The sequence below is a fragment of the Deinococcus grandis genome (genome assembly GCF_001485435.1).
Classification (GTDB): domain Bacteria; phylum Deinococcota; class Deinococci; order Deinococcales; family Deinococcaceae; genus Deinococcus; species Deinococcus grandis.
In genome coordinates this window covers 333,695-360,381 of sequence record NZ_BCMS01000002.1, presented here as the reverse complement: position 1 = coordinate 360,381, position 26,687 = coordinate 333,695, and the positions used below count along the sequence as shown (strand labels likewise).

Annotated in this window: 22 protein-coding genes; 7 read left to right on the top strand and 15 right to left on the bottom strand. The window is 73.8% G+C overall.

All coding sequences use genetic code 11. From position 1 onward, the window contains the following. Positions 1-352: 352 nt before the first annotated feature. Genes DEIGR_RS20515 through DEIGR_RS16995 form a run of 3 tightly spaced genes read left to right on the top strand, consistent with a single transcriptional unit; the run spans position 353 to position 4,208 of the window. Positions 353-562, top strand: coding sequence for a hypothetical protein (locus tag DEIGR_RS20515; RefSeq protein ID WP_153013895.1), 210 nt, complete (start codon positions 353-355; stop codon positions 560-562). After that, complete coding sequence (locus DEIGR_RS20930; protein WP_058979282.1) at positions 559-3,363, top strand: hypothetical protein; 2,805 nt, start codon at positions 559-561, stop codon at positions 3,361-3,363. Before DEIGR_RS20515 ends, DEIGR_RS20930 begins: the two co-directional genes overlap by 4 nt. After that, on the top strand, positions 3,360-4,208 hold the full coding sequence (locus DEIGR_RS16995) for a hypothetical protein (RefSeq protein WP_153013894.1): 849 nt from the start codon (positions 3,360-3,362) through the stop codon (positions 4,206-4,208). The genes DEIGR_RS20930 and DEIGR_RS16995 overlap by 4 nt, the downstream gene beginning before the upstream one ends. A 46-nt stretch (positions 4,209-4,254) precedes the next feature. Here DEIGR_RS16995 and DEIGR_RS16990 read toward each other — a convergent pair whose 3' ends face one another. Next, complete coding sequence (locus DEIGR_RS16990; RefSeq protein ID WP_058979278.1) at positions 4,255-4,875, bottom strand: GNAT family N-acetyltransferase; 621 nt, start codon at positions 4,873-4,875, stop codon at positions 4,255-4,257. A gap of 139 nt (positions 4,876-5,014) precedes the next feature. Here DEIGR_RS16990 and DEIGR_RS16985 point away from each other — a divergent pair, with 139 nt between their 5' ends. The 4 genes from DEIGR_RS16985 to cydB are packed head-to-tail and all read left to right on the top strand — an operon-like array spanning position 5,015 to position 10,738. Then, the gene (locus tag DEIGR_RS16985) at positions 5,015-6,664 is read left to right on the top strand and encodes an ABC transporter ATP-binding protein/permease (protein WP_058979276.1); all 1,650 of its coding nucleotides are present in this window, start codon (positions 5,015-5,017) and stop codon (positions 6,662-6,664) included. Beyond that, positions 6,661-8,295, top strand: coding sequence for an amino acid ABC transporter ATP-binding/permease protein (locus DEIGR_RS16980; protein WP_236704920.1), 1,635 nt, complete (start codon positions 6,661-6,663; stop codon positions 8,293-8,295). Before DEIGR_RS16985 ends, DEIGR_RS16980 begins: the two co-directional genes overlap by 4 nt. Then, positions 8,292-9,707, top strand: a complete 1,416-nt coding sequence (locus DEIGR_RS16975; RefSeq protein ID WP_058979274.1) for a cytochrome ubiquinol oxidase subunit I — start codon at positions 8,292-8,294, stop codon at positions 9,705-9,707. Before DEIGR_RS16980 ends, DEIGR_RS16975 begins: the two co-directional genes overlap by 4 nt. Beyond that, on the top strand, positions 9,704-10,738 hold the full coding sequence (cydB, locus tag DEIGR_RS16970) for a cytochrome d ubiquinol oxidase subunit II (RefSeq protein WP_058979272.1): 1,035 nt from the start codon (positions 9,704-9,706) through the stop codon (positions 10,736-10,738). Before DEIGR_RS16975 ends, cydB begins: the two co-directional genes overlap by 4 nt. A gap of 181 nt (positions 10,739-10,919) precedes the next feature. Here cydB and DEIGR_RS16965 read toward each other — a convergent pair whose 3' ends face one another. The 14 genes from DEIGR_RS16965 to DEIGR_RS16905 form a co-directional block, all read right to left on the bottom strand. Beyond that, a complete protein-coding gene (locus DEIGR_RS16965) occupies positions 10,920-11,483 on the bottom strand; it encodes a methyltransferase domain-containing protein (RefSeq protein ID WP_058979270.1) in 564 nt (187 codons plus the stop codon). A 46-nt stretch (positions 11,484-11,529) separates the two neighbouring features. Next, on the bottom strand, positions 11,530-11,898 hold the full coding sequence (locus DEIGR_RS16960; RefSeq protein WP_058979269.1) for a rhodanese-like domain-containing protein: 369 nt from the start codon (positions 11,896-11,898) through the stop codon (positions 11,530-11,532). An 80-nt stretch (positions 11,899-11,978) separates the two neighbouring features. Continuing rightward, on the bottom strand, positions 11,979-12,485 hold the full coding sequence (gene cobU / locus DEIGR_RS16955) for a bifunctional adenosylcobinamide kinase/adenosylcobinamide-phosphate guanylyltransferase (RefSeq protein WP_058979267.1): 507 nt from the start codon (positions 12,483-12,485) through the stop codon (positions 11,979-11,981). Then, positions 12,482-13,891: a cobyric acid synthase gene (locus DEIGR_RS16950; protein WP_153013893.1), complete on the bottom strand. Its 1,410-nt coding sequence runs from the start codon at positions 13,889-13,891 to the stop codon at positions 12,482-12,484. Before DEIGR_RS16950 ends, cobU begins: the two co-directional genes overlap by 4 nt. Next, a complete protein-coding gene (locus DEIGR_RS16945; protein ID WP_058979265.1) occupies positions 13,884-14,894 on the bottom strand; it encodes a pyridoxal phosphate-dependent aminotransferase in 1,011 nt (336 codons plus the stop codon). The genes DEIGR_RS16950 and DEIGR_RS16945 overlap by 8 nt, the downstream gene beginning before the upstream one ends. Then, the gene (gene cbiB, locus DEIGR_RS16940) at positions 14,891-15,793 is read right to left on the bottom strand and encodes an adenosylcobinamide-phosphate synthase CbiB (protein WP_058979264.1); all 903 of its coding nucleotides are present in this window, start codon (positions 15,791-15,793) and stop codon (positions 14,891-14,893) included. The genes DEIGR_RS16945 and cbiB overlap by 4 nt, the downstream gene beginning before the upstream one ends. After that, entirely contained in the window at positions 15,790-17,160 is a 1,371-nt protein-coding gene (locus tag DEIGR_RS16935) for a cobyrinate a,c-diamide synthase (RefSeq protein ID WP_058979263.1), read from the bottom strand. Before DEIGR_RS16935 ends, cbiB begins: the two co-directional genes overlap by 4 nt. 264 nt (positions 17,161-17,424) lie before the next feature. Next, positions 17,425-17,910, bottom strand: coding sequence for a transposase (locus DEIGR_RS16930; RefSeq protein ID WP_236704801.1), 486 nt, complete (start codon positions 17,908-17,910; stop codon positions 17,425-17,427). Continuing rightward, entirely contained in the window at positions 17,910-18,314 is a 405-nt protein-coding gene (locus DEIGR_RS19895; RefSeq protein ID WP_083524026.1) for a transposase, read from the bottom strand. Before DEIGR_RS19895 ends, DEIGR_RS16930 begins: the two co-directional genes overlap by 1 nt. A 193-nt stretch (positions 18,315-18,507) precedes the next feature. Then, positions 18,508-21,936: an efflux RND transporter permease subunit gene (locus DEIGR_RS16925; protein WP_058979261.1), complete on the bottom strand. Its 3,429-nt coding sequence runs from the start codon at positions 21,934-21,936 to the stop codon at positions 18,508-18,510. Beyond that, entirely contained in the window at positions 21,933-23,174 is a 1,242-nt protein-coding gene (locus tag DEIGR_RS16920; RefSeq protein ID WP_058979260.1) for an efflux RND transporter periplasmic adaptor subunit, read from the bottom strand. Before DEIGR_RS16920 ends, DEIGR_RS16925 begins: the two co-directional genes overlap by 4 nt. Positions 23,175-23,176: 2 nt before the next feature. Next, the gene (locus tag DEIGR_RS16915) at positions 23,177-24,238 is read right to left on the bottom strand and encodes a TolC family protein (RefSeq protein ID WP_083524248.1); all 1,062 of its coding nucleotides are present in this window, start codon (positions 24,236-24,238) and stop codon (positions 23,177-23,179) included. Beyond that, positions 24,235-25,743 carry a TolC family protein gene (locus tag DEIGR_RS16910; RefSeq protein WP_083524247.1) on the bottom strand — a complete coding sequence of 503 codons (1,509 nt, stop codon included), beginning with the start codon at positions 25,741-25,743 and terminating at the stop codon, positions 24,235-24,237. The genes DEIGR_RS16915 and DEIGR_RS16910 overlap by 4 nt, the downstream gene beginning before the upstream one ends. A 207-nt stretch (positions 25,744-25,950) precedes the next feature. After that, positions 25,951-26,541: a TetR/AcrR family transcriptional regulator gene (locus DEIGR_RS16905; RefSeq protein ID WP_058979256.1), complete on the bottom strand. Its 591-nt coding sequence runs from the start codon at positions 26,539-26,541 to the stop codon at positions 25,951-25,953. Positions 26,542-26,687: the final 146 nt, after the last annotated feature.

Below are 26,687 nucleotides of genomic sequence, written 5' to 3'. Positions count from 1 at the left end.
GCGGCCCCGGTCAGGTGGAGCGTCCTGCGCGGTCGGGAAGGCGAATCAGGGGCGCCGCCGGGCGCGGAAGTCATGCAGAGCGGAGCGGCTTGAACCGGGTACAGGATCGGCTACGCCTCAATCTGGCACATGCCGGCCCGGGCGCGCGGCGCACTTGCCTGACCGGCGGCTGCCCCCGGCGGGGGGGCACGCCGAAGTGACCGGGGGGCCGGAGCGGCGCGAGGCCGCGTGCGGGCGGTAGGCTGGGGGCGTGAGCCTCACAGCGGTTGCCAGCTGCGCCCCGGGGGCACCATCACGCCGCGGGGCGCCTGCCCTCGTGGCCGGTCGCGGGTGCCCGGTCGGTTGGTCGCCGATGAGCCGCCCGGACGGTCTGACCGCGGTGGTCGGGGGCGTGGACGGGCCGACGGCACGCCCCTTCCCCCCTGCTGTGGACCGCGGCGTCTCGCCCTGCCCGGCCGCCGCGCGGGGCCGCGCGTGGCCGGTGTGCGGCGAGCACCGCTCGAACCGCCGGAAGCGCCCGGTGCTGGCCACGCTCAGTCCGGGCCGGGTGCGGGCCGCATGACCGCGTCCCGGCGCCGCACGCGCCTGCTGCTGCTGGCCCTCCTGCTGACCGGCGCGTACCACGGCGTGCTGGTCCTGACCCGCACGGGCCTGAAGTCCGCGCAGGCCGCCGAGTGGCTGTTCCTGGCCAGCGCGTACGCCCGCGCGCCCCTCGACCCGTTCGACGACCGCTGGTACGGCGGGGTGCCGCTGACGGGCGTCTCGCCGCTGCTGCCGCAGCTGATCGGGGCGCTCAGCGGACCGCTGGGCCTGGAGGGCGCGTACGCCGCCGCGCAGTTCCTGGCGGTCCTGACGCTGCTGTACGGCACGTACCGCTTCACGCTGCTGCTGGGCGCCGGGCCGCGCGCGGCGGGCGTGGTGACCCTGCTGACCCTGCTGGGCAGCGCCCTGACCCTGAGTGTCAGCGTGTTCGGGCAGCTGGGCGCGGTCCTCGGGGCGGGCCTGGCACTGAACGCCGCGCCCGCCCTGCTCGCGTGGGTGGGGCGCGGGCGGCGGCGGGACCTGCTGGGGTGGGCGGCGGGCCTGCTGGCGGCGGGGGCCGCGCACAGCGCCGCGCCCCTGCTGCTGCTGGGCACGCTGGCATTGCTGCCCGGCGTGGCGGGCGCGGCGCGGCGCCGGTCCGTGCTGGCGGCGCTGGCGGTGCCGGGCACGCTGCTGCTGCTGGCGCTGCCGGACGCGCTGTGGGTGGGCGAGGTGACGCGGGTCCCCCGGCCCGATCTGCGCCTGGGCCGCAGCGCGTGGCTGACGTGGGCGCTGCCGCTGGCGTCCCTGGCGTGGGCCGCGCCCGCCCTGGTCCGCGCGGTCCGCACCCGCTGGGCGGGCGGCGCAGCGGGCACACCGGCCCAGCGGCTGGGCACGCACTGGAGGGCCGCGCCGGACAGCGTGCGCGCGGCGCTGCCGGGCACGCTGCTGCTGCTGGCCGCGCTGGGTTCACTGCTGCTGCCGGTGCCGTGGCGGGCGGCGCCGGAAACGCTGGCGCTGCTGGGCGCCCTGCTGCTCACGCCGCTCTCGGCGCTGGCGGCGCTGCGCGGCTGGGACGCGGCGCGGGGTGGCGCGCGGCCCCCGCTGGCCCTGCTGGTCAGCGCGACCCTGGTGATCCTGGGCAGCGTCAGCCTGAACGCCCTGAACGCCACGCGGGTGCTGGAAGGGCCGCCGCTGAACCTCACGCCGCTGCTGAACTTCATCGAGAAGGACGAACACTGGCGCTACCGGTACCTGACGGTGGGCTTCGGGACGCAGCTGGGCCGCCTGAGCGCGCAGACGCGCGCGGCGACCCCGTCGGGCCTGTGGCACCTCCCGCCGGACCTGCCGCAGCCGCTGGCGCCGCCCGGCGCGGGCGCGGCGCTGCCCGAACGGCTGGACCTGCCGGGCCTGGGGCGCCTGCCGGAGGTTCTCACGCATCCGGACCGGGCTCATCTGAAGTTCGTGTACGCCCGCAGTGACGTGCTCGACCCGCTGCTGTTCATGCACGGCTGGCACAACATCGGCACGCTGGAAAACGGCGTGGTCGTCTGGGAGCGCGAGGACATCCCGCCCGTCCCGGCGCGGCTGGCGCGGCCCACGCTGCCGGCCCCGCTGGGCGCGCTGTGGGGCGCGGCGCCGCTGCTGGCGCTGCTGGTCAGCGCGCTGCTGCTGCCGCTGGGCGTCCCGGCGTGGCGGACCGATCCGCCGCTGCCGGCCGGGGTGGCGCGCCCCGCGGACCTGATCCTGGTGCCGCTGACGCTGTGCGGCGCGGCGCTGGCGCTGCTGCTGGCGCAGGCGTACCGGCCCGGGTGGGCGGCGCAGCGGTATCTGGTGAGCGTCACGGCGCAGCCCGCGACGACCGGCGGCCTGCGCGGGCCGTACAGTCGCCTCGACGGCGCGCGGGTGCAGGTCACAGCGGCCGGGCCGGGCCGGGCGCAGGCCACGGTGCATGAACGCTGGTGGACGCCGCTGGGGGACCGGCGGGCCACGCGGCGCCTCGACCTGACGCTGGGCGCGCGCGGCTGGCAGGTCCGCGAGGGCGGGACCGGGTCGGTCACGCTGCGGCGCCCCACCCGCAGCCCGCAGCCGGAGGTGGTGTTCTACCGCGCGCCGCGCCGCATCACCACGAACGTCACGGCGCCCGCCGACGTCCTGGACCGCCCGGTGCTGCAGGTCCTGCCGGGCCGCCTGACACGCGACGCGCGGGGGCGCGTGTGGTACCTGTCGGAGGTGCTGTGCGCGGACGCCCGCCCGGCGGACCTGACGGTCACGGTGATCCTGCGCGTGAACGGCGAGCGGGTCGCGCAGGCGAACGTGGGCCTGTTCGCGCAGCACAAGCTCCGCAGCGGGGAACGCAGTCCGCTGCGCGTGCAGCTGCCGCCCCTGCCGGGCGTGACCCTGGACGACCTGCTGACCGCAGGCGGTGCGGGGCGCCTGAGCGTGGAGGTCGGCGCCCGCGCGGTCGTCACGGGACGGCACCTGGACCGCCCACTCGTGAGCCGCAGCCGCGTGCGCGGCGGCCGGATAGAGGTGCAGGCGCGCAATGCCTCGAACGGCACGGTCGCGACGCCCATGGCGCTGCTGACCCTGTTCGACGGGCGGGGCGTGAGCTGGGTGTATGCCGCCGCCGGTCCGGAACTGCCGCCCGGGGCGAGCTGGTCGTTTACGCTGCCGGCCGCGCCGCCCGCCACGCGTGAGGTGCTGGCGGTCCCCGCGCCGCCCCACACGGACCTCGTGACGGTGCAGCCGCGCCCGGTGCCGCCCGGCGTGTTCCCGCTGCCGGGGGGCGGCGCGTACCGGCTGAGTTTCGTGACGCTGCCCGCCCCGGAGCGCCCGTGACCCTCAGGCCGGTCCACACCCCCCGCTGGCCGCCGGTGGCCCTCCTGCTGGTTGCCCTTATGAGCGGCTGCCGCGCCGCGCCGGACCGCGCCGCCCCGCGGCTCGCCGCGCGCGCCGACGTCACGGGCGTGACCGTCACGCTGTCCGGCGCGGGCGTCCGGCGGGGCGACCGCGCGACCCTGACCCTGTTCACGCCTGCCGGGGCAGTCCGGGTGCCGGGCCGCGCCGCGCAGGGTGGGCAGCTGGTCCTGACGGCGCCGTACGTCCGCGCGGGCCTGACCCCGTTCGAGGTGCAGTACGCCGGGCGGCGCCTGAGTGGCGAGCTTCGCCGCGCGCCCGGCGCGCCCGTCACGCCCCTGACCCTGAAAGTCGGTGCGCGCGGCGTGCGGGTGTCGCAGGTGCGGCCACCGGCGCTGGTGCTGCACCCGCTGGACGCGCAGGGGAACGTGACGGATCTGCCGGTGGACGTCGTGATCCGCCGCCCGGACGGCGTGACGCTCCGCCGCCGCGTGACGCCCACGCACCTGACCGCCTGGACGTTCCTCCCGCCGGGTCGCGTGACGGGCCTGCTGCGGGTCGTGGCGACCACCGGGGACGCCGCCGGGGAGGTCGGGGAGGTCGACGTCCTGCCCGGCCCGGCCCGGAACCTGCGGGGCGACCGGGGCGCGTACCGCGACATCCGCGACGCGCTGGGCAACCCGGTCACGCCCGACGAGTCGCTGACCGTGACCGCCCGGGACGGCGACTGGAACGTCGAGGTGCCGCTCACGCCCGTCGAGGGCCGCGCGCGCAGCCCGGCGCCGCTCCCGCCCGGCGCGCGGGTGCAGGCGGAGGAACTCCGCTGACCGCAGCGGGCAGCGGGCAGCAGGCAGCGGGCAGCGGGCAGCGGGGTCAGGTGAGGTCGAGGGTCATGACGACGTGTTCGGCCGGGTGGCCCAGCCAGGGCGTCCACAGGTCCGTGAGGCGGCGCTCGCGCACCTCGAACCCGTGACGGCGGTACGCGGCGAGCGCGGCGCGGTTCTCGCTGGTGGTGCTCAGCTGCACGCCGGGCACGCCCAGCGTCCGCAGGGTGCCGAGGTGCGCGTCGAGCAGCGGGTCCGCGAGGCGCTGCCCGCGCGCCCGGGGCAGCAGGTTCAGGTGCAGGTGCGCGGGGTAACGGTCCGGCGGGGCGTGCGGGGCGGGGTGGCGCGCGGCGCGCAGCAGGTAGCGGGTCACGGCGGGCAGCGCCCGGGCGGGCGTGTCCCGCCAAGCGCCGGGCAGGACGCGCAGCAGCGCGCGGCGGTACCGCTGGGGGTCGGGGCTGCCGAGCACGTACCCGGTCACGCCGCGGGCGTCGTGCGTGACGAACAGCCCGGCGCCTGCCCCGGCGAAGTACGGACCGACCCACAGCCGGGCGAACAGGTCCGGGGCGGGGAAGTACCGCGCGGCGCTCGCGCCGAAGAAGCCCGTCTCGTAGGCGACGTGCCCGGCGGCGCGGGCGTCGTCGGGGCGGGCGGGGCGGATCGGCGGCACGGGCGCAGTGTACGCCGGGCCGGGCTGGCGGGGCGGCGGGTCGGCATGAAGGTGCGCTTCAGACGCGGTGAGGCGCGCATGTGAAATTCAGGACGTGCGCCCCTCGCGTGTCCGCGGACCGGAGGCGCAGTCTGGGCGCATGGTGTCCATCACGCCCCGGTTGACCCGCCCGCGCCCACCGGACCCGGTCCGGCGCGCCCTGAACGCCCCGCCCGGCCTGGGCCGCCCCCTGGCGCTGGGCGCCGCGCTGAGCCTGCTGGGCGCGCTGGGGACGGCGCTGGCTTTCGTGCTGGCCGCGCGGATCATCGCCGGGGTGCTCACGCCGCCCGCCCGACTGCCGGATATCGGCGAGGTGCTGGGCGCCGCGCTGGGCCTGGGCGTGCGGGCCCTGACGGGCGCGGCGCGCGAGGCGCTGTCGGCCCGGCTGGCCGCCCACGCGACCGCGTGGCAGCGGGATCGTCTCACGGCGCGGCTGCTGGCGCTGGGCCCGGTGGCCCTCTCGGGGCGGCGCGCGGCGGACCTCGTCACGCTGAGCAGCGACCTGGGGCCGCGCCTCGCGCCGTACTACGCGCGCTTCCTGCCGGGCCGGGCGCACGCCGCGATCTGCGCGCTGGTCGCACTGGGCGTCACGGCGTTGCTGGACCCGGCGACCGCCGCGCTGCTCGTCGTGACCGGACCGCTGACCGTGGTGTTCCTGTACCTCGTGGGGCTCGCCACGCACGCGGCCACGCAGGCGCAGTGGACCCGGCACACCCGGCTCGCGGGGCGGCTGCTGACCCTGACGCGGCACCTCCCGACCCTGCACGCCTTCGGGGCGGTACCCACCTACCGGGACGTGCTCGTCCGCTCGGCGGGCGCGCACCGCGAGGCGACGCTGCGGGTGCTGCGCGTGGCGTTCCTGTCGGGCTTCGTGATGGAGTTCGCCGCGACCCTCGCCACCGCGCTGGTGGCCGTGTGGATCGGCGTGCGCCTCTTCGGTGGCGAGGCCACGCTGGCCCCCACGCTGGCGGCGCTGATGCTCGTCCCGGAGTTCTTCGGGCCGCTGCGGCAGCTCGGCGCGGATCGCCACGCGGCGCTGGACGCCGAACCGCTGGCGCGCGACCTGGCCGCGCTGGACGCGGTGCCCGGCGCGCCCGACGGGACGCGGGACGCACCACCCAATGCCCCCGAACTGACCTTCCATGGCGCGCGGGCCGACCTGACAGGCGTGACCGCCACCCTGACCGGCACGGTCGCCAGTGGCGAGCACGTCGCCCTGCGCGGCCCGAGCGGCGTGGGCAAGAGCGCGCTGCTGCACGCGCTGGGAAAGTACGTGGCGCACACCGGGCAGGTGACCGTGGGCGGCGTCCCGCTGGATGACCTGAACGCGGCCCGCTGGGCGCGCCGGGTGGCCCTGGTGCCGCAGGCCCCACGCCTGCTGGCGGCCAGCGTGCGCGACAACCTGCGCCTCGCCGCGCCCGACGCGGACGACAGGGCGCTGTGGACCGCGCTGCGCGAGGTCGGACTGGACGGCGTGATCGCCGCGCTGCCCGGAACGCTGGACGCCCCACTCGGCGAGGGCGGCACCCGACTGTCCGGCGGGGAGACGGCCCGGCTGGCCCTGGCCCGCGCGCTGCTCTCCGGCGCGGACCTGCTGCTCCTCGACGAGGTCACCGCCCACCTGGACGGGGACACCGCGCGGGACCTGCACGCGCTGATCGGCCGGGCCGCGCGGGGGCGGACGGTGCTGCTCGTCACGCACCGCGACCCTCCGCCCGGCTGGCGCATCCTGACCCTGGAGGCCCCATGACCCACCCCATGAACCGGGCCGGAGGCTGGCGGCCCTTCGTCCTCCCGGCGCTGCTGGGCGTCGCGGCCACTCTGGCGGGTGTGGCGCTGGCGGGCGCCTCGGGGCGCCTGATCGCCCGCGCGGCGCTGCGGCCCGAGGTGTTCCTGAGCCTGACGCTGCTCGTGACGCTGGTGCGGGCGCTGGGCGTGGGCCGCGCGGGTCTGCGCTACGCCGAACGCCTGACCGGGCACGCCGCCGCCCTGCGGGCCGGAGAGGCGGGGCGGGCGGCGCTGTTCGACCACGTCACGCGGTTCGGGCGGGACCTGCTGGCGCGTGAACGGGGCGGCGACCTGCTCGCCCGCAGCGGCGCGGACCTGGACGCGCGGCAGTTCGCGGCGCTTCGCGTGACCCTGCCGCTGCTGGGCTTCGCGGGCGCGGCGCTGCTGGCCGGTGGGTGGCTGCTGAGCCTGGACGCCCGGCTGGGCCTGAGCGTCCTGGGCCCGCTGCTGCTGGCGGCGGCACTGCCCTGGCTGGCCCGCAAGAGGGCGGCGGACCTGGCCCGCGAGGAGGCGAGGGTGGCCCGCGAGCACGGCGCGGCGCTGCTCGACACGCTGAGTGCCAGCGCGGACGGCGCGGCGCGGCTGTGGGCGCCGCGCCTGGACGCCCTGAACGGGCAGCTGCGCCGCGTGACCGGGGCGCAGGGTCGCCTTCAGACCGGCCTGACGCTGGGCCGCGAGGCGCTGTTCGCCCTGTGCTTCACGCTGGTCCTCACGCGCGGCCTGACCCTGGTCGAGACGGGCGCGCTGGGCGGCGCGTGGCTGGCCGCGGTCGTGCTGCTGGCCGCCGCGAGTTTCGATGCGCTGACCCCGCTGGCGCTGGTGCCCGGCGCGCACGCGGCGGCCCGGGCGGCGCAGGAGCGGGACGCGGAACTCTCGGACGTGCAACCCGCCGTGACCGACCCGGACCCTCCCTCAGCCCTGCCGCCCGGACCCGTGACCCTGACCCTGGACAGCGTGGGGCTCACGCGCGGCGGGCGCGACCTGCTGCGCGGCGTGACCCTGAGCCTCCCGCCGGGCGCGCGGGTGGCCGTCACCGGCCCCAGCGGCGCGGGCAAGAGCACCCTGCTGGGCCTGATCAGCCGCGACCTCGACCCCACCGCCGGTCAGGTGACGCTGGGCGGGACGGACCTTCGCACTCTGGCCCTGGTGGACCTGCGCGCCCGCCTGAGCCTGCACGAGCAGGACGCGCCGCTGCTGGACGGCACCGTCGCGGAGAACCTGCGTCTCGGCGACCCGCACGCGCCCCCCGGGCGGCTGCGCGCCCTGCTGGACGACCTGGGCCTGGAAGACCTGCCGCTGGACACCTGGGTCGGCGAGGGCGGCACGCGCCTGTCCGGCGGGCAGCGCGCCCGCGTGAGCCTGGCCCGCGCGCTTCTGAAACGCTCGGACGTGCTGCTGCTGGACGAACCCACCGCGCACCTCGACCCGGACACCGAGGCCCGCGTGCTGCGCGTCCTGGGCCGCGAGTGCGCCGGGCGGACCCTGCTGCTCGTCACGCACCGGCCCGCCCCGCTGATCCTGACGGATCAGGTCTACCGGCTTCAGGACGGCCACCTCCACCCGCTGCCCACCACCCGAAAGAAGGTCATATGAACGAGATCCTGGGCTTCTCCACGCTGGACCTGTCCCGCTTCCAGTTCGCCACGACCAGCATCTTCCACTACTTCTTCGTGCCGTTCACCGTGGGCTTCGCCCTGATCATCGCGGTGCTCCAGACCCTCGCCTACCGCAGCCGCGACCCGAAACTGGAGAACCTCACGCGATTCTTCGGGCATCTGTTCTTCATCAATTTCGCCGTGGGCGTCGTCACCGGCATCGTGCAGGAATTCCAGTTCGGCATGAACTGGCAGGGCTTCTCGAACTTCGTCGGGAACATCTTCGGCATCCCGCTGGCGCTGGAAGTCCTGATGGCCTTCTTCCTGGAAAGCACCTTCCTGGGCCTGTGGTGGTTCGGCAAGGACCGCATCCCCGCCTGGGCCAGCCTCGCGAGCATCTGGATCGTCGCCGCCGGGACGACCATCAGCGCCTTTTGGATCATCATCGCCAACGCCTGGATGCAGCACCCAGTCGGCTTCGAGCTCAAGGACGGCCGCGCCGTCATGACCGACGCCTGGGCGATCGTCACGAACCCCAAGGGCCTGGAATGGTTCGCGCACATCTGGGCGGGCAGCCTGACCGTCGCCGCGTTCTTCGTGCTGGCCGTCAGCGCCGACCACCTGCGCCGCCGCGCGAACGTCGAGGCGTTCCGCGTCAGCTTCCGCGTGGCGCTGATCACCGCCCTGATCGGCTCGGGCGGCGTGATCCTCGCCGGGCACGAGCAGGGCCAGAGCGCCGTGCGCGACCAGCCCATGAAGTACGCCGCGTTCAGCGCCCTGTGGGACACCCCCGAAGGCAACCAGATGCCCGAGAGCCTCGTGGCCCTGCCCAGCAACGGCGCGCGGGAGAACCGCTTCGAACTCAGCGTGCCGTACGTCGGATCGTTCCTGGCGTTCAACAACTTCACCGAGAAAGCCAAAGGCATCAACGATCTCCAGAAGGAGTATGAAGCCAAGTACGGCCCGGGCAACTACACGCCGTGGGTGTGGCCGGTCTACTGGTCGTTCCGCGCGATGGTCGGCCTGGGCTTCCTGATGCTGCTCGTGACCCTCGTGTACGTGTGGCGCTGGCGGCAGGGCAAACTCGACGATCCGGGGCGGCTGTACCCGCTGCTGCTGGCCATGCCCCTGGCCCCGCATCTGGCGAACTTCAGCGGGTGGATCGCCACCGAGATGGGCCGCCAGCCGTGGATCGTGCAGGGCCTCCTGCGCACCGGGGACGCCGTCAGTCAGCTGAACCCCATGTGGGTGCTGCTGTCGCTGGCGGCCTTCTGGGTGGTGTACCTCACGCTGATCGGACTGGACGTGTTCCTGCTGACCCGCACCGCCCGCGCCGGGATGCATGAACCGGATGTCGAGACGCCCTCGGTCCCCGCCCCCGACTACGTCCCCGAAGGAGCGCGCGCATGACCGACCTCCCCACCCTGTGGTTCATCCTGACCGCCGCCATCTTCGCGATCTACTTCTTCCTGGACGGCTTCGACTTCGGCGTGGGCGCCCTGCAACCCTTCCTGGCCCGCAGCGAGGCCGAACGGCGCGCCATGATCCGCACCGTCGGCCCGTTCTGGGCCGCGAACGAGGTCTGGGTGATCCTGGCCGCCGGGGTGATCTTCGCCGCGTTCCCCCACTGGTACGGCACGCTGATGACCGCCCTGTACCCCGAATTCACGCTGATCCTGCTCGCCCTGATCGGGCGTGGCGTGGCCTTCGAGTACCGCGCGGAGATCAACCACCGCCGCTGGCGGACCTTCTGGGACGTGACCAGCTTCGTCACGAACCTCCTGCCCGCCTTCCTGTGGGGCGCGATCATGGCGAACATGGTGCGCGGCCTGCCCATCGACGCCAGCGGCCGCTTCGACGGCAGCCTGCTGTACTCCGTGAACACCTTCAGCGTCCTGGGGGGACTGGCCACCCTGAGCCTGTTCGTCCTGCACGGCGCGACGTACCTGCTGCTGCGCCTCGACGACGACGACGTGCTGCACGGCCGCGCCCGCCGCGCCGCGCTGATCTGGGGCGCCGTCGCCTCCGCGCTGGTCCTCGCCTTCGTGTACCAGGGCTTCATCCGCACCGGCCTGTTCGGCACCTTCGGCCTCCAGGAGTGGCTGTTCCCCCTCGCCGCCGCCGTGAACCTCGGCCTGATCTGGCTGGCCCTCACCCTAGGGCGCGACGCGCTGGCCTTCGCCGCCACCGGCCTCACCATCGTCTTCTCCACCGCCACCATCTTCGGCAGCCTCTACCCGAACGTCCTGCCCAGCACCCTGGGCGACGCGTACAACCTCACCGTGCAGAACACGGCGTCCGAACCGTACACCCTGCGGCTCCTGACCTGGGTGGGCGCCGCGTTCCTGCCACTGATCATCGGGTACCAGGCCTGGAACTTCTACGTGTTCCGCCAGCGCATCCGCGCGCACGACGAGAAGATCCCCGGCGGGCACGACTGATACGGCATTCAAGTGATTCCACATCATTCGGAGTCGCGCGGTGGCCCCCTCACCCTTCCGTCGCTTCGCTCCTCCCTCCCTCTCCCACAGGGGGAGAGGGGAAAAGGGAACGTGTTCAAGTCGGAAGCAAGTCAATTTAATCCCGCATGAGTCAGGTGCCCATCCCCGGCAGGACGCGGTTTCAGTCCGGGGTCCCGCCGGGTTTCCGGGCGTCCAGGATCAGGGAGACGAAGCCCAGGTGTCCGTCGCGGTTGCGGTGGTCGAGCAGCAGTGAGCGGTACACCGGGCCGCTCGAGACGTCCCAGGCGTGGTAGTGGAAGCGGCCCGTGTCGTCGCAGTATTCGAGCAGGTCCACATCAAAGCCCGCGTTCTCGAAGACTGCGCGGAAGGTGGGGGCGTCGTACACGACCTGATGGTCGGCGGCCGGGTGGTCGGCCGGGCCGGGACCGCCGACCTGCACGAGCTGCTGGTACGCCTCGTCGGGGAAGTTCGCGTCGGGGACGGCGCAGCGCAGCCATCCGCCGGGTTTCAGGTAGTCCAGGCACAGGCGCGCGGCCTCGCGTCCCTGCTCCGGGGTGAGGTGCTCCCAGACGTGTTCGCACAGCAGCGCGTCGGCGCGGCGGTTCCCGAAGTACCGCTCGAAGGTGGCGCGGTCGGTCAGGTCGAGCTGGTCACGCTGCGTGGGAATCCAGCCGGGCCACGTCTGGGCGCCGGCGCCGATGATGACCCTGAGGGGTTCGGACATGCGCGCAGTCTGGCATGGGGCGCGGCGGGTTCAGTGCCTGGCGTGCTCAGCGTTGGGTGGGGTACCCGGCTGACATCCAGGCGTTCATGCCGCCGTCCACGTTGAACACGCGGGTGTACCCGGCCTTCACGAGTTGCGCGCTGGCCTGGGCGCTGCGGTTGCCGCTGCGGCAGATGACGTACACCGGGCGGTCCTTCGGGACCTCGTTCATGCGGGCGCCCAGGTCCGCCAGCGGGAGCAGCGCCGCGCCGGGGACGTGCCCCTCCCTGTACTCGGCGTCGGTGCGGACGTCCAGGACGTACTCGCCCTTCTCCTGAGCGGCGCGCAGGTCCTTGACGGGGATGGTGGTGTACGTGGCGGCGCGGGGCGCGCAGGCGCTCAGGGTGAGCAGGCCGATCAGCAGGGTGGGTCGCATGGGGGGGGCACTCCTGGGGGCGAGGGGCGGGGAAACCGGTCCCCGCGAGTATACCAGTCCGGGGTATGCGCCCGCCGCACTCAGGGCAGGCGCAGGGGCCGCCCGCTGACGATCAGCCACGCCTCGTCCGACGCGGCGGCGGCGCGCTGGTTCACCCAGCCCAGCAGGTCCCGGAAGCGCCGCGCCAGCGCGTTGTCCGGCACGATGCCGAAGCCCACCTCGTTCGTGACCATGACGGTCACGTCGCCCCGGTCCCGCGCGGCGCGCAGCAGGTCGTCCGCGGCGGCCAGCACGGCGTCGTCCGTCCAGTCCGCGAGCATCAGGTTGCTGACCCACAGGCTCAGGCAGTCGAGCAGCACCGTGCCCTGTACCCCTCCCACGACGGCCGGGACGTGTAGAGGCTCCTCGCGCGTCACCCACCCGGCGGACCGGTCGGCGCGGTGCCGTCCGATGCGGTCGCGCATCTCGTCGTCGAAGGCCTGCGCGGTCGCCACGTACGTGACGGGGCCGCCCACCTGCGCCGCGCGGGCCTCCGCGAAGGCGCTCTTGCCGCTGCGCGCGCCTCCCGTCACGAAGATCAGGGTCACAGGAGTTCCTCCAGCACGCGCGGGTCGAGGGCCGCGCCGACCCGCGCGGCGATGGCGTCCAGCCGGGCGTCCAGCGAGTCCAGGCCCGCCGGGGGGCGCAGGCCCGCCCAGCCCAGGAAGCGCTCGAGGTACGCGGGGTTCTCCAGCAGGCCGTGCAGGTACGTGCCGCGCACGTTGCCCTGCCGCCACAGCCGCCCCGGCGCGAGCGTCTGCACGCCCGCCCCCGCTCCGGTCTGCCCGTGGTGGATCTCGTAGCCCTGCACGGTCAGGCCCGTCTCGGCGTCCGTGAAGGTGGTTAGGGTGGTGGTCTTGTCCGGCGCGAAGGTCGTGTCCAGATCCAGCAGACCCAGGCCCGGCACCTCCGGCGCCCCCTCCACGCCGTGCGGGTCGCGGATCACCCGGCCGAGCATCTGCAGGCCGCCGCACACGCCCAGCACGGGAACGCCCGCGTGGGCGGCGCGGGTCACGGCGCCCGCCAGTCCGGTGGCGCGCAGCCACGCGAGGTCGGCGGCGGTGCTCTTGCTGCCGGGCAGGATCACCGCCCGCGCGCCGTCCAGTTCGGCCGGGGTCGCCACCCAGCGGGCCAGCGGCCCGAGCGGCGCGAACTCGTCGAGGTTCGACACGCGCGGCAGGCGCGCGATCGCCACGAAGCCGTCGTCCTGATCCCCGCCGCGCGCCGCTCCGGTTTCGGCCCACACACCGTCCTCCTCGGGCAGCGGGATGTCCAGCATGGGCACGACGCCCACGGTCGGCACGCCGGTCTGCTCCTGCAGCCACTCGGGCGCGGGCGACAGCAGCCGCGCGTCGCCCCGGAAGCGGTTCAGGATGAAGCCCCGCAGCAGCGCGCGTTCCTCGGGGGTCAGGCAGTGCCAGGTGCCGAGCAGGTGCGCGAACGACCCGCCCCGGTCGATGTCGCTGGCGAGCAGCACCGCTGCCCGGGCCTCCAGCGCCACGCGCATGTTCACGATGTCCGACGCGCGCAGGTTCACCTCGGCGGGACTGCCCGCGCCCTCGATGACGACCACGTCGAACTCGTCCATCAGGCTGTGCAGCGCGCTCTGCACATGCGGCCACAGGTGCGCCTTGCGCTCCCGCCAGGGCAGCCCCGTGATCTCGCGGTTGGCCTGCCCCAGCAGCACGACCTGCGAGCGGGTATCGGCTTCCGGCTTCAGCAGCACCGGGTTCATCCGCACGTCCGGCGTGACGCGCGCGGCGGCGGCCTGCACGAGCTGCGCGCGGCCCATCTCCAGGCCCGCCGGGGTCACCCCGGCGTTGTTGCTCATGTTCTGCGCCTTGAACGGCGCGACCCGCGCGCCCGCGTTCGACAGCGCGCGGCACAGCGCCGCCGTGAGGTAACTCTTGCCCGCGCTGCTCGTGCAGCCCTGCACCATGATCGCCTTACCCATGTCGTCCTCCCACCGCCAGTCTGGCGTGCAGCTCGCGCACGAGCACGCGATTCTCGCCCGGCAGGCGCGTGCTCACGCGGATACAGTCCGGCAGTCCGTAACTCGCGCAGTCCCGCACCCGCACGCCCGCCGCGAGCAGGTCCGCACTCAGGGCGCGGGCGTCCCCGACCCGCAGCGTCAGGAACGGCGTCCCGTGGTGCTCCACGCGGCCCAGCAGGCGCAGGTCGTCCGCCAAGGTGGCGGCGTGCGCGGCGACCCTGGGCAGCGTCTCGGCCAGGAAACGCGCGGCGTGCGGCAGGGCCGCGAGCACCCCGGCGGTCCCGGCAGGGACGTGCCACGCGGGGGCGAGGTTGTCCAGCGCGACGATCACGTCCGGCGCGGCCAGCGCGTACGCGGGGCGCGCGCCGACCAGCCCGTGCGCCTTGCCGGGCGAGAGCAGGCGCAGCAGCGCGGGGTGGCGCGGCGGGGCGGACAGCGCGACGAAGGGCGCGTACGCCTCGTCCACGATCAGCAGCGCGCCGACCTCGTGGCAGCGCCCCGCCAGGGTCAGCAGCGTCTCGGGGGTGGGGGCGAGGCCGGTCGGGTTGTGCGGGTACCCCACGTACACGAGGCGCGTTCCCTCGGGCAGCGTGTCCGGCACCTCGGGAACCACGCTCACGGGCGCGCCGAGCAGCGCGGCGGCGCGGGCGAGTTCCCCGAACGGCGCGTGCAGGCTCAGCAGCGAGCCCCCGTCACTCAGGCACAGCCGGGCGAGGCGGTGCAGGAGTTCAGAGGCGCCCACCGCCGGGGTGACCTCGGCGGGACTCAGGCCGTGCCACGCGGCCAGCCGCTCCCGCACCCAGCCGTAGGTCGGATCAGGGTAGTGGGCGTGGTCGGCGTCCCGCACCGCCTGGATCAGGCGCGGGCTGGGACCGTACGGGTTGGCGTTCACGCTGAAATCCAGCCCGGTGAAGGGCTGCGCGCCGGGCCCACCGTGGGGTACGCGGGGAATCAGCGGAATCATGCCCGCACCGTCCTGAAACGCGTGGGCAGGGGCAGCAGGCAGACCAGCGCCGCCAGCAGCGCCGCGCGGCTGACCAGGGTCAGGGCGGCGCGCAGGTCGCCCGCGTCGGGGTCGCGCCCGGCGGCGTTCAGGGTGTACACGCCACGCTTCTCCAGGCGCACGCCGAGTGCCCCGGCGGCGGCACTCATGGGGTGCCCGCCGTTCGGGCTGGGCGTGCGCCGGGCGTCCGCGCGCCACACCCGCCAGCCTCGCCCACCGGCGGCGAGCAGCAGGCACGCGGCGCTCAGGCGGGCCGGGGCGAGATTCAGCAGGTCGTCCGCGCGGGCCGCGACCCTGCCCGGCCACTCCAGCGCCGGGGTGCGGTAGCCCCAGCTGGCGTCGGCGGTGTTCGTGAAGCGGTACGCGGCGGCCCAGCCGAGGCCGCCCAGGCGCGCGTGCAGCAGCGGCGCCACGACACTGTCGCTGAGGTTCTCCGCGAGGCTGGCGATGGCCGCCCCCGCGACCTCGGAGGCCGTCAGGTCGGCGGTGTCGCGGCTCACGAGGTGCCAGGACAGCAGTCGCCGCGCCTCGGGGAGGTTTCCGGCCTCCAGCGCCGCGGCGACCTCCGCGCCCGCGCGCAGCAGGGCCATACGGGCCAGCAGCGGTTTGAGGGCCACGCCCTGCGCCCACCAGGGCAGCCGCCCGCAGGCCGCACCCAGGGCCGCACTAAGCGTCACCCCGGCGGCCCAGCCCAGGCCCCCCTCGATCAGCTGCGCGCGCGGCGTCTGTCCCCGCCACGCGGCGCGCGCGCGGCGCAGCAGGTGCCCCATCCACACGACCGGGTGCGCGGGGGCCGGCGGTTCCCCCAGCGTGTCCAGCGCGAGGGCCAGGAGCAGCGCCCGGCGCGGGGCGCCCCTCAAGCGGTCACCGCGCGGCAGGCGTTCAGGAAGCGGGCGGCGAGGGCGGGGTCGGCGCCCAGGTGCAGGTGCAGGTAGCTGGCCAGGACGTTCCCGTGCGCGTAGCCTTCCTCGGTGACGGTGCCGTCGTGCGCGGTCCAGGTCCAGGCGGGCCGGGTGGGGGCGTGTGTGAGGACCGAGTGGTGGAACTCGTGCCCCCGCACCGCCGCGCCCGCCGGGGCGACCAGGGTGCCCCGCAGCGCGGTCGCGTCGCGGTACCCCAGGGTCAGGCGGGGTGTCATGCGGGTGCGGTAGGGAATCACGCCGCACATGGGCACGTCCTGCCCGTCCACCTCCAGCGATTCCCCGAGGTACATCAGGCCGCCGCACTCGGCCAGGACCGCGCCGCCCGACGCGGCGAAATCACGGATGGACTCGCGCATGGGCACGTTGCTGCTCAGTTCGTGCGCGTGCGCCTCGGGGTACCCGCCGGGCAGCAGCACGCCCCCCACGCCCGTCGGGAGGGCCGCGTCCCGTAGCGGACTGAAGCGGATCAGCTCGGCGCCCTGCGCGCGGAGTTCGTCCAGCGCGTCGGGGTACGAGAAGTGGAACGCCTCGTCGTGCGCCAGCGCGACCCGCACCGGCGTGCCCGCCTGGGCGGGGGCGGGCGCGTCCGGCAGGGCCGGGGCGTGGATGGCGTCCAGCAGCGCATCCAGCCGCAGGCCCTCAGCCGCGCGGTCGGCGGCGGCCTCGTCCCAGGCGGCCTGCTCGGCGCTCAGGAGGCCCAGGTGCCGTTCGGGCAGGTGCAGCCCGGCGTCGCGCGCCACCCAGCCCAGCACCGGCAGGCCGACCTGAGCCAGCGCCGCCTCGCACAGCGCCGCGTGCCCCGCGCCCGCCACGCGGTTCAGGATCACGCCCGCCACCCGCACCTCCGGGCGGAAGTCCCGCAGGCCGCACGCGACCGCCGCGACCGTCCGCGCCGACCCCCCTGCGTCCAGCACGAGCACCACCGGGGCGTCCAGCAGCAGCGCCAGGTCTGCCGTGGAGTGCTCGTCCGTGGTCGGGTCGCGCCCGTCGAACAGGCCCATCACGCCCTCGAGGACGCTCACGTCCGCCTGCGCCGCCGCCCGCGCGAACAGCTCACGCAGCCTCTGGCGACCCAGCAGGAACGAGTCGAGATTGCGCGCCTCACGGCCCGCCGCGCGCGTCAGGTGCGTCGGGTCCAGGTAGTCCGGACCGAGCTTGAACGGCTGCACGTGCAGTCCCCGCGCCCGCAGCGCGCGGCACAGCAGCGCCGCCACGGTCGTCTTGCCGCTGCCGGAGGACGCGGCGGCCAGCACCACGCGGCGCGGCCCCGCAGGGATGGAGGGAACAGGTGACGGGGTGGTCATACGCGGCCCACACCCTAGCGGAAGCGGTGGCGGGACATGCAGGGGGGGAGGTCACCACGCGGCGCCCTCCCCCCCTCTGCTGGCCTGCCCTCTGCTGGCCTGTCGCGGGTCATACGGATTCCGTTTTTTTCGTTGACAGATCGGAACGCCACCGATCTGCCAACTCCACGTCCGGAATCCGTTTCTCTCCTCCTCGCATCCGCTCGGATTGAACGGCTTTATAAGCCATTCAATCGGAGTCCGTATCAGAGGCTGTCTGGAAAGTCATTTTCGAGCTGGTGACGGCTGTTCACCAGCGAACGCCGCGAGTCTGCGAATCATAAGCCGAACAAACGACACAACGATGAACGCCGCCGTTGTACTCGGCAGCAGGTCATACTCCCGGTTCAAGCGACGATCAAACGACAACCACGCGAAGCTCCGCTCCACCACCCACCGCTTGCGCAGCACCTTGAACGTCCGATACCCCCTGAACGTCTTGATCTGTTCCTCCGTCAACTCCTGTCCCACAGGCAGCCAATACCTTCGGGTGTTGGCATCCGCACGCCGTACCACTTCCACGCTGAACCCCAGGGTGGTCTTCACCCACGCCTCCCACGGCCCGGCATACCCTCCATCCACGAACAGATGGAGTGACCACTGCGGCTGCGACAGGTGCACCTGTCGCAGCAACACCTTCCCACCCTCGCGGTCGCTGATGTTCGCTGCCGTGACGGTGACACCCAGCAACAACCCCTGCGTATCCACGATCAGGTGATGCTTTCGTCCGTTGATCTTCTTGCCCCCGTCGTACCCTCTGACCCCCCTTTTTGGGAGGTCCTCACACTTCGGGAATCCACGACGCCCGCCGTTGGGCGGGCGTTGCGGCCCATGGCCGTTCGAGTCTGGGTGCGCAGCGCGTCATTGACGCGCAGCCAGACGCCATCGAGCTTCCACTGCCGGAAGTAGCTGTACACCGTCTTCCAGTGCGGAAAATCGGCAGGCAACATGCGCCAGGACACGCCGCCACGTGTGATGTAGAAGATGGCATCAACGACATCCCGGCGATGGATGCGTGCTGGACGTCCGCCTGGTTGAGGCGCGGGAATCAGTGGGCAGAGGATGGCCCATTCAGCGTCACTGGTATCGCTGGGGTAGTGTCGGTGCCGAGTCATAAAAAACAGTACGCTGTTTTCGACACCACTCCCTCAACCCTCTTTCCAGACAGCCTCTCATACGGATTCCGATTAATTCGTTGACAGATCGGAACGCCACCGATCTGCCAACTCCACGTCCGGAATCCGTTTCTCTCCTCCTCGCATCCGCTCGGATTGAACGGCTTTATAAGCCATTCAATCGGAGTCCGTATCAGTCCCCGGCGCCCAGCGGGGCCGGGCCGGTCGGGGTGACGGCCCCGGCGTCCGGCTGGAGGCGGCGGCGTTCGAACACCCAGAAGACACTGGGGACGACGTAGAAGGTCAGCAGGGTGGACGTGATGACCCCGCCGAGAATCACGATGCCCAGGCCGCGGCGGAACTCGGCGCCCTCGCCCTGGCCGAGCACCAGAGGAATGCTGATCACCAGGACGGTCAGGGTGGTCATGATGATCGGGCGGAAGCGCAGTTCGGCGGCTTCCAGCAGCGCCTCGCGCAGCGGGAGGGACCGGGCGCGTTCCGTGACGAATTCCAGGTACAGGATGGAGTTCTTGGTGCTCAGGCCCAGCAGGATGACCATGCCCAGCACGGTGATCACGTCGAGGTTCACGCCGAAGAAGTTCAGCGTCCAGATCGCGCCGACGACCGCGATGGGAATGGGCAGCTGCAGGTAGATGGGATAGCGGAAGGAGTTGAACTGGCTGCCCAGCACGAGGTACGTCAGGATGATCGCCAGGAGCATCAGGATCGGGCCGTAGAACACGAGGTCCCCGGTGAGGCCCGCGCTGCCGAAGGCGCTGGCATTCCCGAGCGTCACGCCGCCCGCGAGCAGTCCGGCCTTCTCGACCCGGCTGATGAGTTCACGCTGGTACCCGAAGGGGTTCGGGCCGCCCTTGACGACGTTGATGTTCAGGGTGGCGGTGTAGGCCTTGTTCAGGCGCAGCAGCGTGGCGGGCGCCTGCGCGAGCTGGAACGCGCCGAGCTGCGAGAGGGGCACGTTGGCGTTCAGGGACGGGGAGTACACGGTCTGCGTCAGGAGGCTCTGCTCGCTGCTGATCAGGGCCGGGTCGAGCCGCACGACGATGTCCACGCTGCGGTCCCCGTCGCGGACCGTACCGGCGGTCGTGCCGTCGTTGTAGGTGCGCAGGGCCTGCGCGACGTCGCTGGCGCTCAGGCCGGTGCCGGTCAGGCGGGTGGCGTCGGGCGTGAAGGTGCGTTCCTGGCGGGTGGCGCTCAGGCTGCTCTCGACGCTGCGGAGGTTCGGGTCCTGCGCGAGGAGCCGCACGACCTCGCGGTTGCGCTGTTCCAGCAGCGCCTGGTTGGGCGCGGTGAGGGCCAGGGAGATGTCGGCGCTGCCGCCCGGTCCGGTTTCCTGCGCGCCGACGCGCAGTTCGCTGCCGGGCGTGCGGGTGCCGATGGGGGTCAGGAGGCGGGTGTATTGCTCGATCAGGGTGTCGATGGCGGGCCGCTCGGCCTTGTCGATCAGGGTGACGGTGAGGGTGGCCTCGTTGGCGCTGGCGCCGCTGACGCCGTTCCCGGCGCCGACGCTGGTCTCGACGAGTTTCACCTCGGGCCGTTTCAGCAGGGCGTCCTCGAGCTGGCCGGTGACGCGGTTGGTGGCGTTCAGGTCGGTGCCGACCGGCAGGCTGAGGTTCACGTTGACGATGCCGCCGTCGGATTTGGGCGTGAAGGCGAAACCCACGCCGCGCATGGCCAGCGGCGCGCTGAGCAGGAACAGCCCGGCGATCAGCATGACCAGCCAGGGGCGGCGCAGCGCGGTGTCCAGGCTGCGGGCGTACGCGCGGGCGGTGCGCTGCACGCCGCCGTTCGTCAGGCCGTGCAGGGTGCCGGTGACCGCTTCGAGCAGCGCGAACAGCAGGCCCAGCACGTAGCGCGTGACGGCCAGGGTCAGCGGGGCGAGCAGGGACGCCACGCCGATCGCGACCGGGAGGGGCAGTCCGGCAGTCTTGAGCACGAAGGACAGGGCGGCGCCCGCCAGGATCAGCCCGGTCCAGCCGCCGACGGACCGCACGGCCCGCAGGCTGGACTGCAGCAGCGCCGGGAAGCGGGCCAGCACGCCGGGCAGCTGCGCCCAGCCGACGGGCTGCGGGTCGTTGGTGTACGCCATGCGCACCGTGAGGAACAGCAGGCTCTCCAGCCACGAGAGCACGATGGCGGCGGCGATGCCCAGGCCGAACTGGCTGAAGAACTGCCCCAGGATGCCGGGCATCAGGCTCAGGGGGATCAGCACGGCCAGCAGCGCGAAGCTGGCGGCGGTCACGGCGCTGAAGACCTCGCTGCCGCCCAGCAGGACGCTGCGCAGGCGGCTGTAGCCCAGGTCGCGGTAGCGCTGCACGTTCTCCGCGACGACGATGGAGTCGTCCACGACGATGCCGATCGCGACGATGATCGCCAGCAGCGAGATGATGTTGAACGTGAAGCCCAGCGTGGCGTACAGCAGCGGCGCGGCGCTGATCGAGATGGGAATGGCCAGCACGACCGACAGCACGGTGTTCAGGCGGCCCAGGAACAGCAGGCAGATCACGGCGACCGCGCCGATGGCGAGCAGGAATTCCTTGAAGGTGTCCTTGACGCTGCCCAGCGTGGCGCGGGTGGTGTCGCTGGCGATCTTCAGCTCGTAGCCATTGGGAAGCGGCTGGGCCTGCATGGCGGCGCGCACGGCGTCGGCCACCGCGACGGAGTTCGTGCCGCTGGCCTTGCGGACGCTGAGGAGCACGGCGGGTTGCCCGTTGAACCGCGCGAGGCTGCTGGCGTCCTCGGCGGCGTCGCGCACGCGGGCCACGTCCCCGACCTGCACGCCGCTGGCGCTGTCCAGGGTGATGGTGGCGACGTCGGCGGCGCTGCGGGGCGTGTTGCGGGTCGCGTACTGCGTCTGCGTGCCGCCCTGCGAGACCGTCCCGGCCGGGAGGTCCAGGGCGCTGGCGCCGATCGCCTGCGTGACCCGCGCGGGGCTGAGGTTGTAGGCCTGCAGCCGGGCCGGGTCGAGCAGCACCTGCACCTGCCGGGCGGGACCGCCGGTGACGTTCACGTCCGCGACGCCGTCCACGCGCTCGAGGCGCGGCACGAGGACGTCCTCGGCGAAGGTGGTGACCTGCGCGGGGGGGTTGCTGCCGCCCAGCAGCGCCAGGGTCAGGATCGGGGTGGCGTTCGGGTCGAACTTCTGCACGACCGGGGCGCGGGCACCGTCGGGCAGCGTGCCGCGGATCGCGGCGACCGCCTGCGAGACGCTGTTCGCTGCTGCGTCCACGTCGGTGTCGTCGCTGAAGGTGATCACGACCGCCGACTGGTTGCTGACCGAGGTGGTGTTGATGTCCTGCACGCCCGCCAGGGTGCTGACGGCGTCCTCGATGCGGCGGCTGACCTCGCGGTCCACCTGGTCGGGGTTCGCGCCGGGGTACGCGGTGGACACCGCGAGGATCGGCACCTCGAAGTTCGGCAGCAGTTCCACGCCCAGCCGGAACGTCGCGGCGAGACCCGCGAGGACCAGCAGCACGAAGATGCCCACCGAGAACACGTAGTTCTTCACGCTGAAGCGCACCAGCGGGTGCACCTTCGGTTCGGGGGTGCCGTCGGGCAGGGTGCCCCGCGGCAGGTCGAATTCCGGGGATTCGTGGGTGCTCACGGGGTGGCTCCGGTCCGGGGGGCGGCCTGGGCGCCGGTCTGCACGCGCGCGCCGTCCTGCAGGCTGGCGGGGATGGGGTTCACGACGGCCGCGCCCGCGTCGAGGCCGCGCACGGCGACCTGCGCGCCGCTCTCGGCGACCACGCGGACGGGCGTGCGGCGGGCCACGCCGCCGGAGACGGTGTACACGACGTTCTCCCCGCCGTCGGCCTGCACGGCGCCGCTGGGGATCAGGACGCCCTGACCCAGCTGCACGCGGTAGCGGACCTGCGCGGCGGCGCCCACCGGCAGATTCGCGCCGCCCTGCACTCGGGCCGTGACGGGCACGAGCCGGTTCGTTCCGGCGACGCCGGGCGCGCCGGTCACCACGCCGACGTAGTTCACGCCGCCGTAGCCGACGTTCAGCGCCGCGCCCTCGGTGAGCGTGGCGGCGTCGGCGGCGGGCACGTTGAACTTCACGCGCAGGCTGCCGGGGTCCACGAGCCGCGCGACGGCGCTGCCCTGCCCGGCGAACTCGCCCACCTCGACGTTCAGTGCGGCGACGGTGCCCGCGAAGGGCGCGCGCACCGCGGTGCGGGCGAGGTTCTGCTCGGCCTGCTGGACGCTCACGCGCGCCTGGGCCAGCTGCGCTTCCTGCAGCGGCACGCTGCCCTGGGCGCTCTGGCCGTTCTGCGCGGCGTTCGCGCGGGCCTGCGACAGGGCGCTCTGCGCCTGCGCGAGCTGCGCGCGGGCGGCCTGCACGTCGGACAGGCTGATGCCGCCCAGGCGGTAGAGGTTCTCGGCGCTCTGCGCGCCCGCCTGCGCCTGCGCGAGGCTGGCCTGCGCGGCCGTGACGGCGGCACTGAGCGTGCCGGTGTTGTTCTGGGTGGTGCGGCGGGTCTGCGCGAGGCTGATCTCGGCCTGCTGGACCTGCAGCCGGGCGTTCTGGAGGGCCTGACGCTGCGCGGTGTCGTCCAGCTGCGCCAGGACCTGCCCCTGGCTGACCTGCTCGCCTTCCTGCACGAGCAGGCGCTGCACGGTCCCGCCGGATTGCGCGGCGACCTGACTGTCGCGCTGCGCCTCGACGGTGCCGCTGACGCTGCGCTGCGTGGCGAGCGTGCCGCTGCGGGCGGGGGTGGTGGCGACCTGCAGGGTCGTGGTCTTGGCGGGCGCGGCGTCCAGGTCGTTCTTCGCCGCGTCCTTGTCGGCGGCGCACGCGCCGAGGAGCAGGGGCAGCAGGAGCAGGGCGGAGCGGCGCACGGTCAGTTCACCAGCCCCGTCACGTCCTGCCCGGCGGCCGCGCCCAGGGCGGCCAGGGCGCGCCACACGCCGCCCACGGCCTGCTGCACGCTCAGGTCGGCCTGCTGGGCCTGCACCTGGGCCTGCTGGACCTCGATGGCGGCGGCCGTGCCGGCCTTCAGGCGGGCCTGGGCGTTGCGCAGGGCGGTCTGGGCGTTCGCGGCGGCCTCCTGCGCGACGGCCACGCGGGCCTGGGCGTCCTGCGCGCTGCGCCAGGCGTCGCGCACGCCGGTCTGCGCAGCGCGCGCGGCGTCCTCCAGGCTGCGCGTGGCGTTGTCCAGCGCGGTGCGGGCGTCTTCCAGGGTGCGGGCCGGGGTGTAGTCGTTGTCCGCGAGGTTCACCTGCAGCGCGGCGAAGTTCACGCCACTGGCGGCCTGCACCAGGGACGGCAGGCGTTTTTCCAGTCCGGCCTGGAGGGCGGCCAGCGTCACGCTGAGTTTCGGGGCGCCGCCGGGCGCGGCGAGGCTCAGGTCGGTCCCGGCCGGGAGGTTCAGGGTGCGGGCCAGCGTGGCTTCCAGCACGGGCAGGGTGGCCTGGGCGCTGGCGAGGTCCTGGCGGTCGCTGTTCAGGGCGTTCTGCGCGCGGCTGACGTCCAGGGTGGTGGCGACGCGCGCCGCGAGGCGGGCCTGCGCGATCTTCAGCTGCCGTTCGGACAGGCTGACCTGCGCCTGGGCCAGCGCGGTCCGCTGGGCGGCCTCGAAGGCCTGCACGTAGCCGCTCACGGCGGCCTGCGCCGCGCCGAGTTTCGCGGCGTTCAGCGACGCCGTCTGCGCGGTGACGTCCTGCTCGGCCTGCGTGAGGGTGGTGATGAGGCTGGTGGGGTCGGCGCGCACGGCGCGCAGGTTCGCCTGGGCCTTCTGGAGGTTCGCGCGGGCGGTGGTGACGTCCACGCCCTGCGTGACGGCGCGGGTGACGGCGCTACTGAGGGTCAGGGCCGTGCGGGCGGTCTGGGCGGTGGTGGTCTGGGCCAGGGCCAGCGGGCTGGCGGCGCTCAGGGCGAGGATCAGGGTCAGGGTGCGCGTCATGGGCGGCCTCCGGTGGGCAGGGCGGGAATGGTCAGGAGCAGCGGGTCGAGGTCGGCGGTGGCCTGCGCGAGCGCGGCGCCCGCGACGGACACGCGGTCGAGCTGGGCGCTGAGCGCCTGCGTCGCCTGCGTGAGGTTCAGCCTGGCCTGCGCGACGTCCAGGCGGGTGGCCAGCCCAGCGTCCAGGCGGGCCTGCGCGGCCTGCACGGTCAGTTCGGCGGCTCGGACGCGGGTGCGGGCGGCGTCCAGCGCGCCGCGTTCGTCCTGCACGGCCTGAATGCGGGTGCGGACGTCGAGTTCGGCGCCCTGCCGGGCGACGTCCAGGGCCAGGGTGGCCTGCTGCACGCCCAGTTCGGCCTGCCGCAGCGCGGCGCTCTCGGTGCTGCCCAGGATGGGAATCGAGGCGTTCAGGGCGAGGTTCACGCCGCTGACCGGACTCTTCGGTTCGCGCAGCGGCACGCTGACCTGCGCGCCGAGCACGCCGGTCGTGAGGTTCAGGCTGCCGCTGACGGTCCGTCCGGCCGCGCCGGAGGCGCTGGCGAGCTGTCCGGCGGTGACGCTGGCGGTCACGTCCGGCAGGCGGGCCGCCAGGACGGCGGCGTCGCGGGCGGCCTGCGCGTCGGCCAGGGTGGCCTGCGCGCGGCGCACCTCGGGCCGCCGCTCCAGCGCGCGGGCGATCAGGGTGGCCTCGTCCCCGGCGGGGGTCAGGTCCGGCAGGGGGCGGCTCAGGTCGGGCGTGGCGGGCAGCGGGTCGGTGCCCAGCAGGCGGGTCAGGGCCGCGCGGGCCTGCGTGACGGCCCGCGCGGCGCGGTCGCGGCCCGCCTGCGCCGCCTCCAGGTTCGCCTGCCGGTCCAGCAGGCCGCTTTCGGTGAGCAGGCCCTGGGCTCGCTGGTCACGTCCGGCGGCGAGCAGCTGGCCGCTCAGGGAGAGCTGCGCGTCGGCCAGGGTCAGGGCGTCGCCGGCGGCGCGCAGGCCCGCGTAGGCCTGCCACAGCTGCGTGGTCAGGCCCGCGCGGGCGCCACGCAGGTCCAGCGCGGCCGTCTGCACGCCCCGTTCGGCGCTGCGCACGCCCTCGAGCAGCGGCGACCAGGGCAGCACGGGCAGGCTGGCACTCAGGGTGAGGGTGCCGTTCCCGGTCCAGTCGCCGCCCTCCCAGGGGGCTTTCGTGAGGGCGGCGTTGCCGCCGACCGTGAGGTTCAGTCCGGCGCGCAGTCGGGCGCTGTCGAGCTGCAGTTGCGCGGCGCGGTAGGTCAGGTCCGCCGCGCGCCAGCCGGGGGCCGAGCGCAGCGCGAGCAGCAGCGAGTCCAGCGGGGAGGCCAGGGCGCTGGCGGGCGCAGCGGGCGCGGGGGCCGGTGCCGGGGCCGTCGTGGACGGCAACGTCTGGGCCACTGTCGGCTGGGCCACTGAAGTTTGGGCCGCTGAACTCTGGGCCGCGACCGGCCCGAGCAGCAGGGCCAGGGTCAGCGCAGCGCGGCGCAGCGGGCGGGGGGGTGAGGCGTGGGTCATGTCGGTCCTCTGGGTGGGGCGGGGGTGGGGGCAGGTGATCGTTCAGGTGGGCAGTGATGCCCGGTGGGGGGCGGGTGGCGCGCGGCTGCCACCATTAACGAGTGAATACTTAGTTATAACTGTCATGCCTCGTTCACTCCGGTCTCAGGACGGGCGTCGGGGGCGGCGCGTAGCCCTCCTGTCCACATCAGGGGGCTCCTGGCCGCGTCAGGGGGCCATGCCGGGCCACAGCAGGTCCATCAGGCCGCGCACGAAGCGTCCGGCCTCCAGGCCGCTGCCCTGGCCGGGCATCATCTGCTCGCGGTGCACGTAGTGCGACAGGGCGCCCACGATGCTCAGGGCGGTGACCTCGGCGTCCAGGGGGCGCAGGCGGCCCAGGCGGGCCTCGGCCTCCAGGTAGGTGGCGATGTTGCGCGCGGCGACCTGCATGGGGTCACCCAGGCGCATCAGGATCGGGTTATGCGAGGGATCGTGCCCGCGGGAGAACATCACCATCAGTTTCGGGACGAGGTCCGCCGCCTGCCCGAGCATGTTCAGCAGCAGCCGCTCGAGGTTGCGGCGGACCTCGCCGGTGCCGACCACCTCCAGCAGCTCGGTGTGAAAGCGCGCCTGGGCGTCCAGGCCGATGGCGGCGACGAACAGGTCCTCCTTGCTGGCGAAGCGGTTGAACAGCGTGCCCTCGGACACCCCGGCCCGGCGGGCGATGGCGGCGGTAGTGGCGCTGAAGCCCTGTTCGAGGAACACCTCCTGCGCGGCGGCGACGATCGCGTCGTCACTGATCTGTCGGGGTCTGGCCATAACTGAGTTCATACTCAGGAATAGACCGGGGGACTTGCGTCCCACCCCCCCCCACTGCCCCCACATTCAGAAAGGGGACATGCGGCTCACACGAAATGCCCGCGTCCTATGCTGAGACTGAAGGTCACCCGTCCAATTCCCGCCGT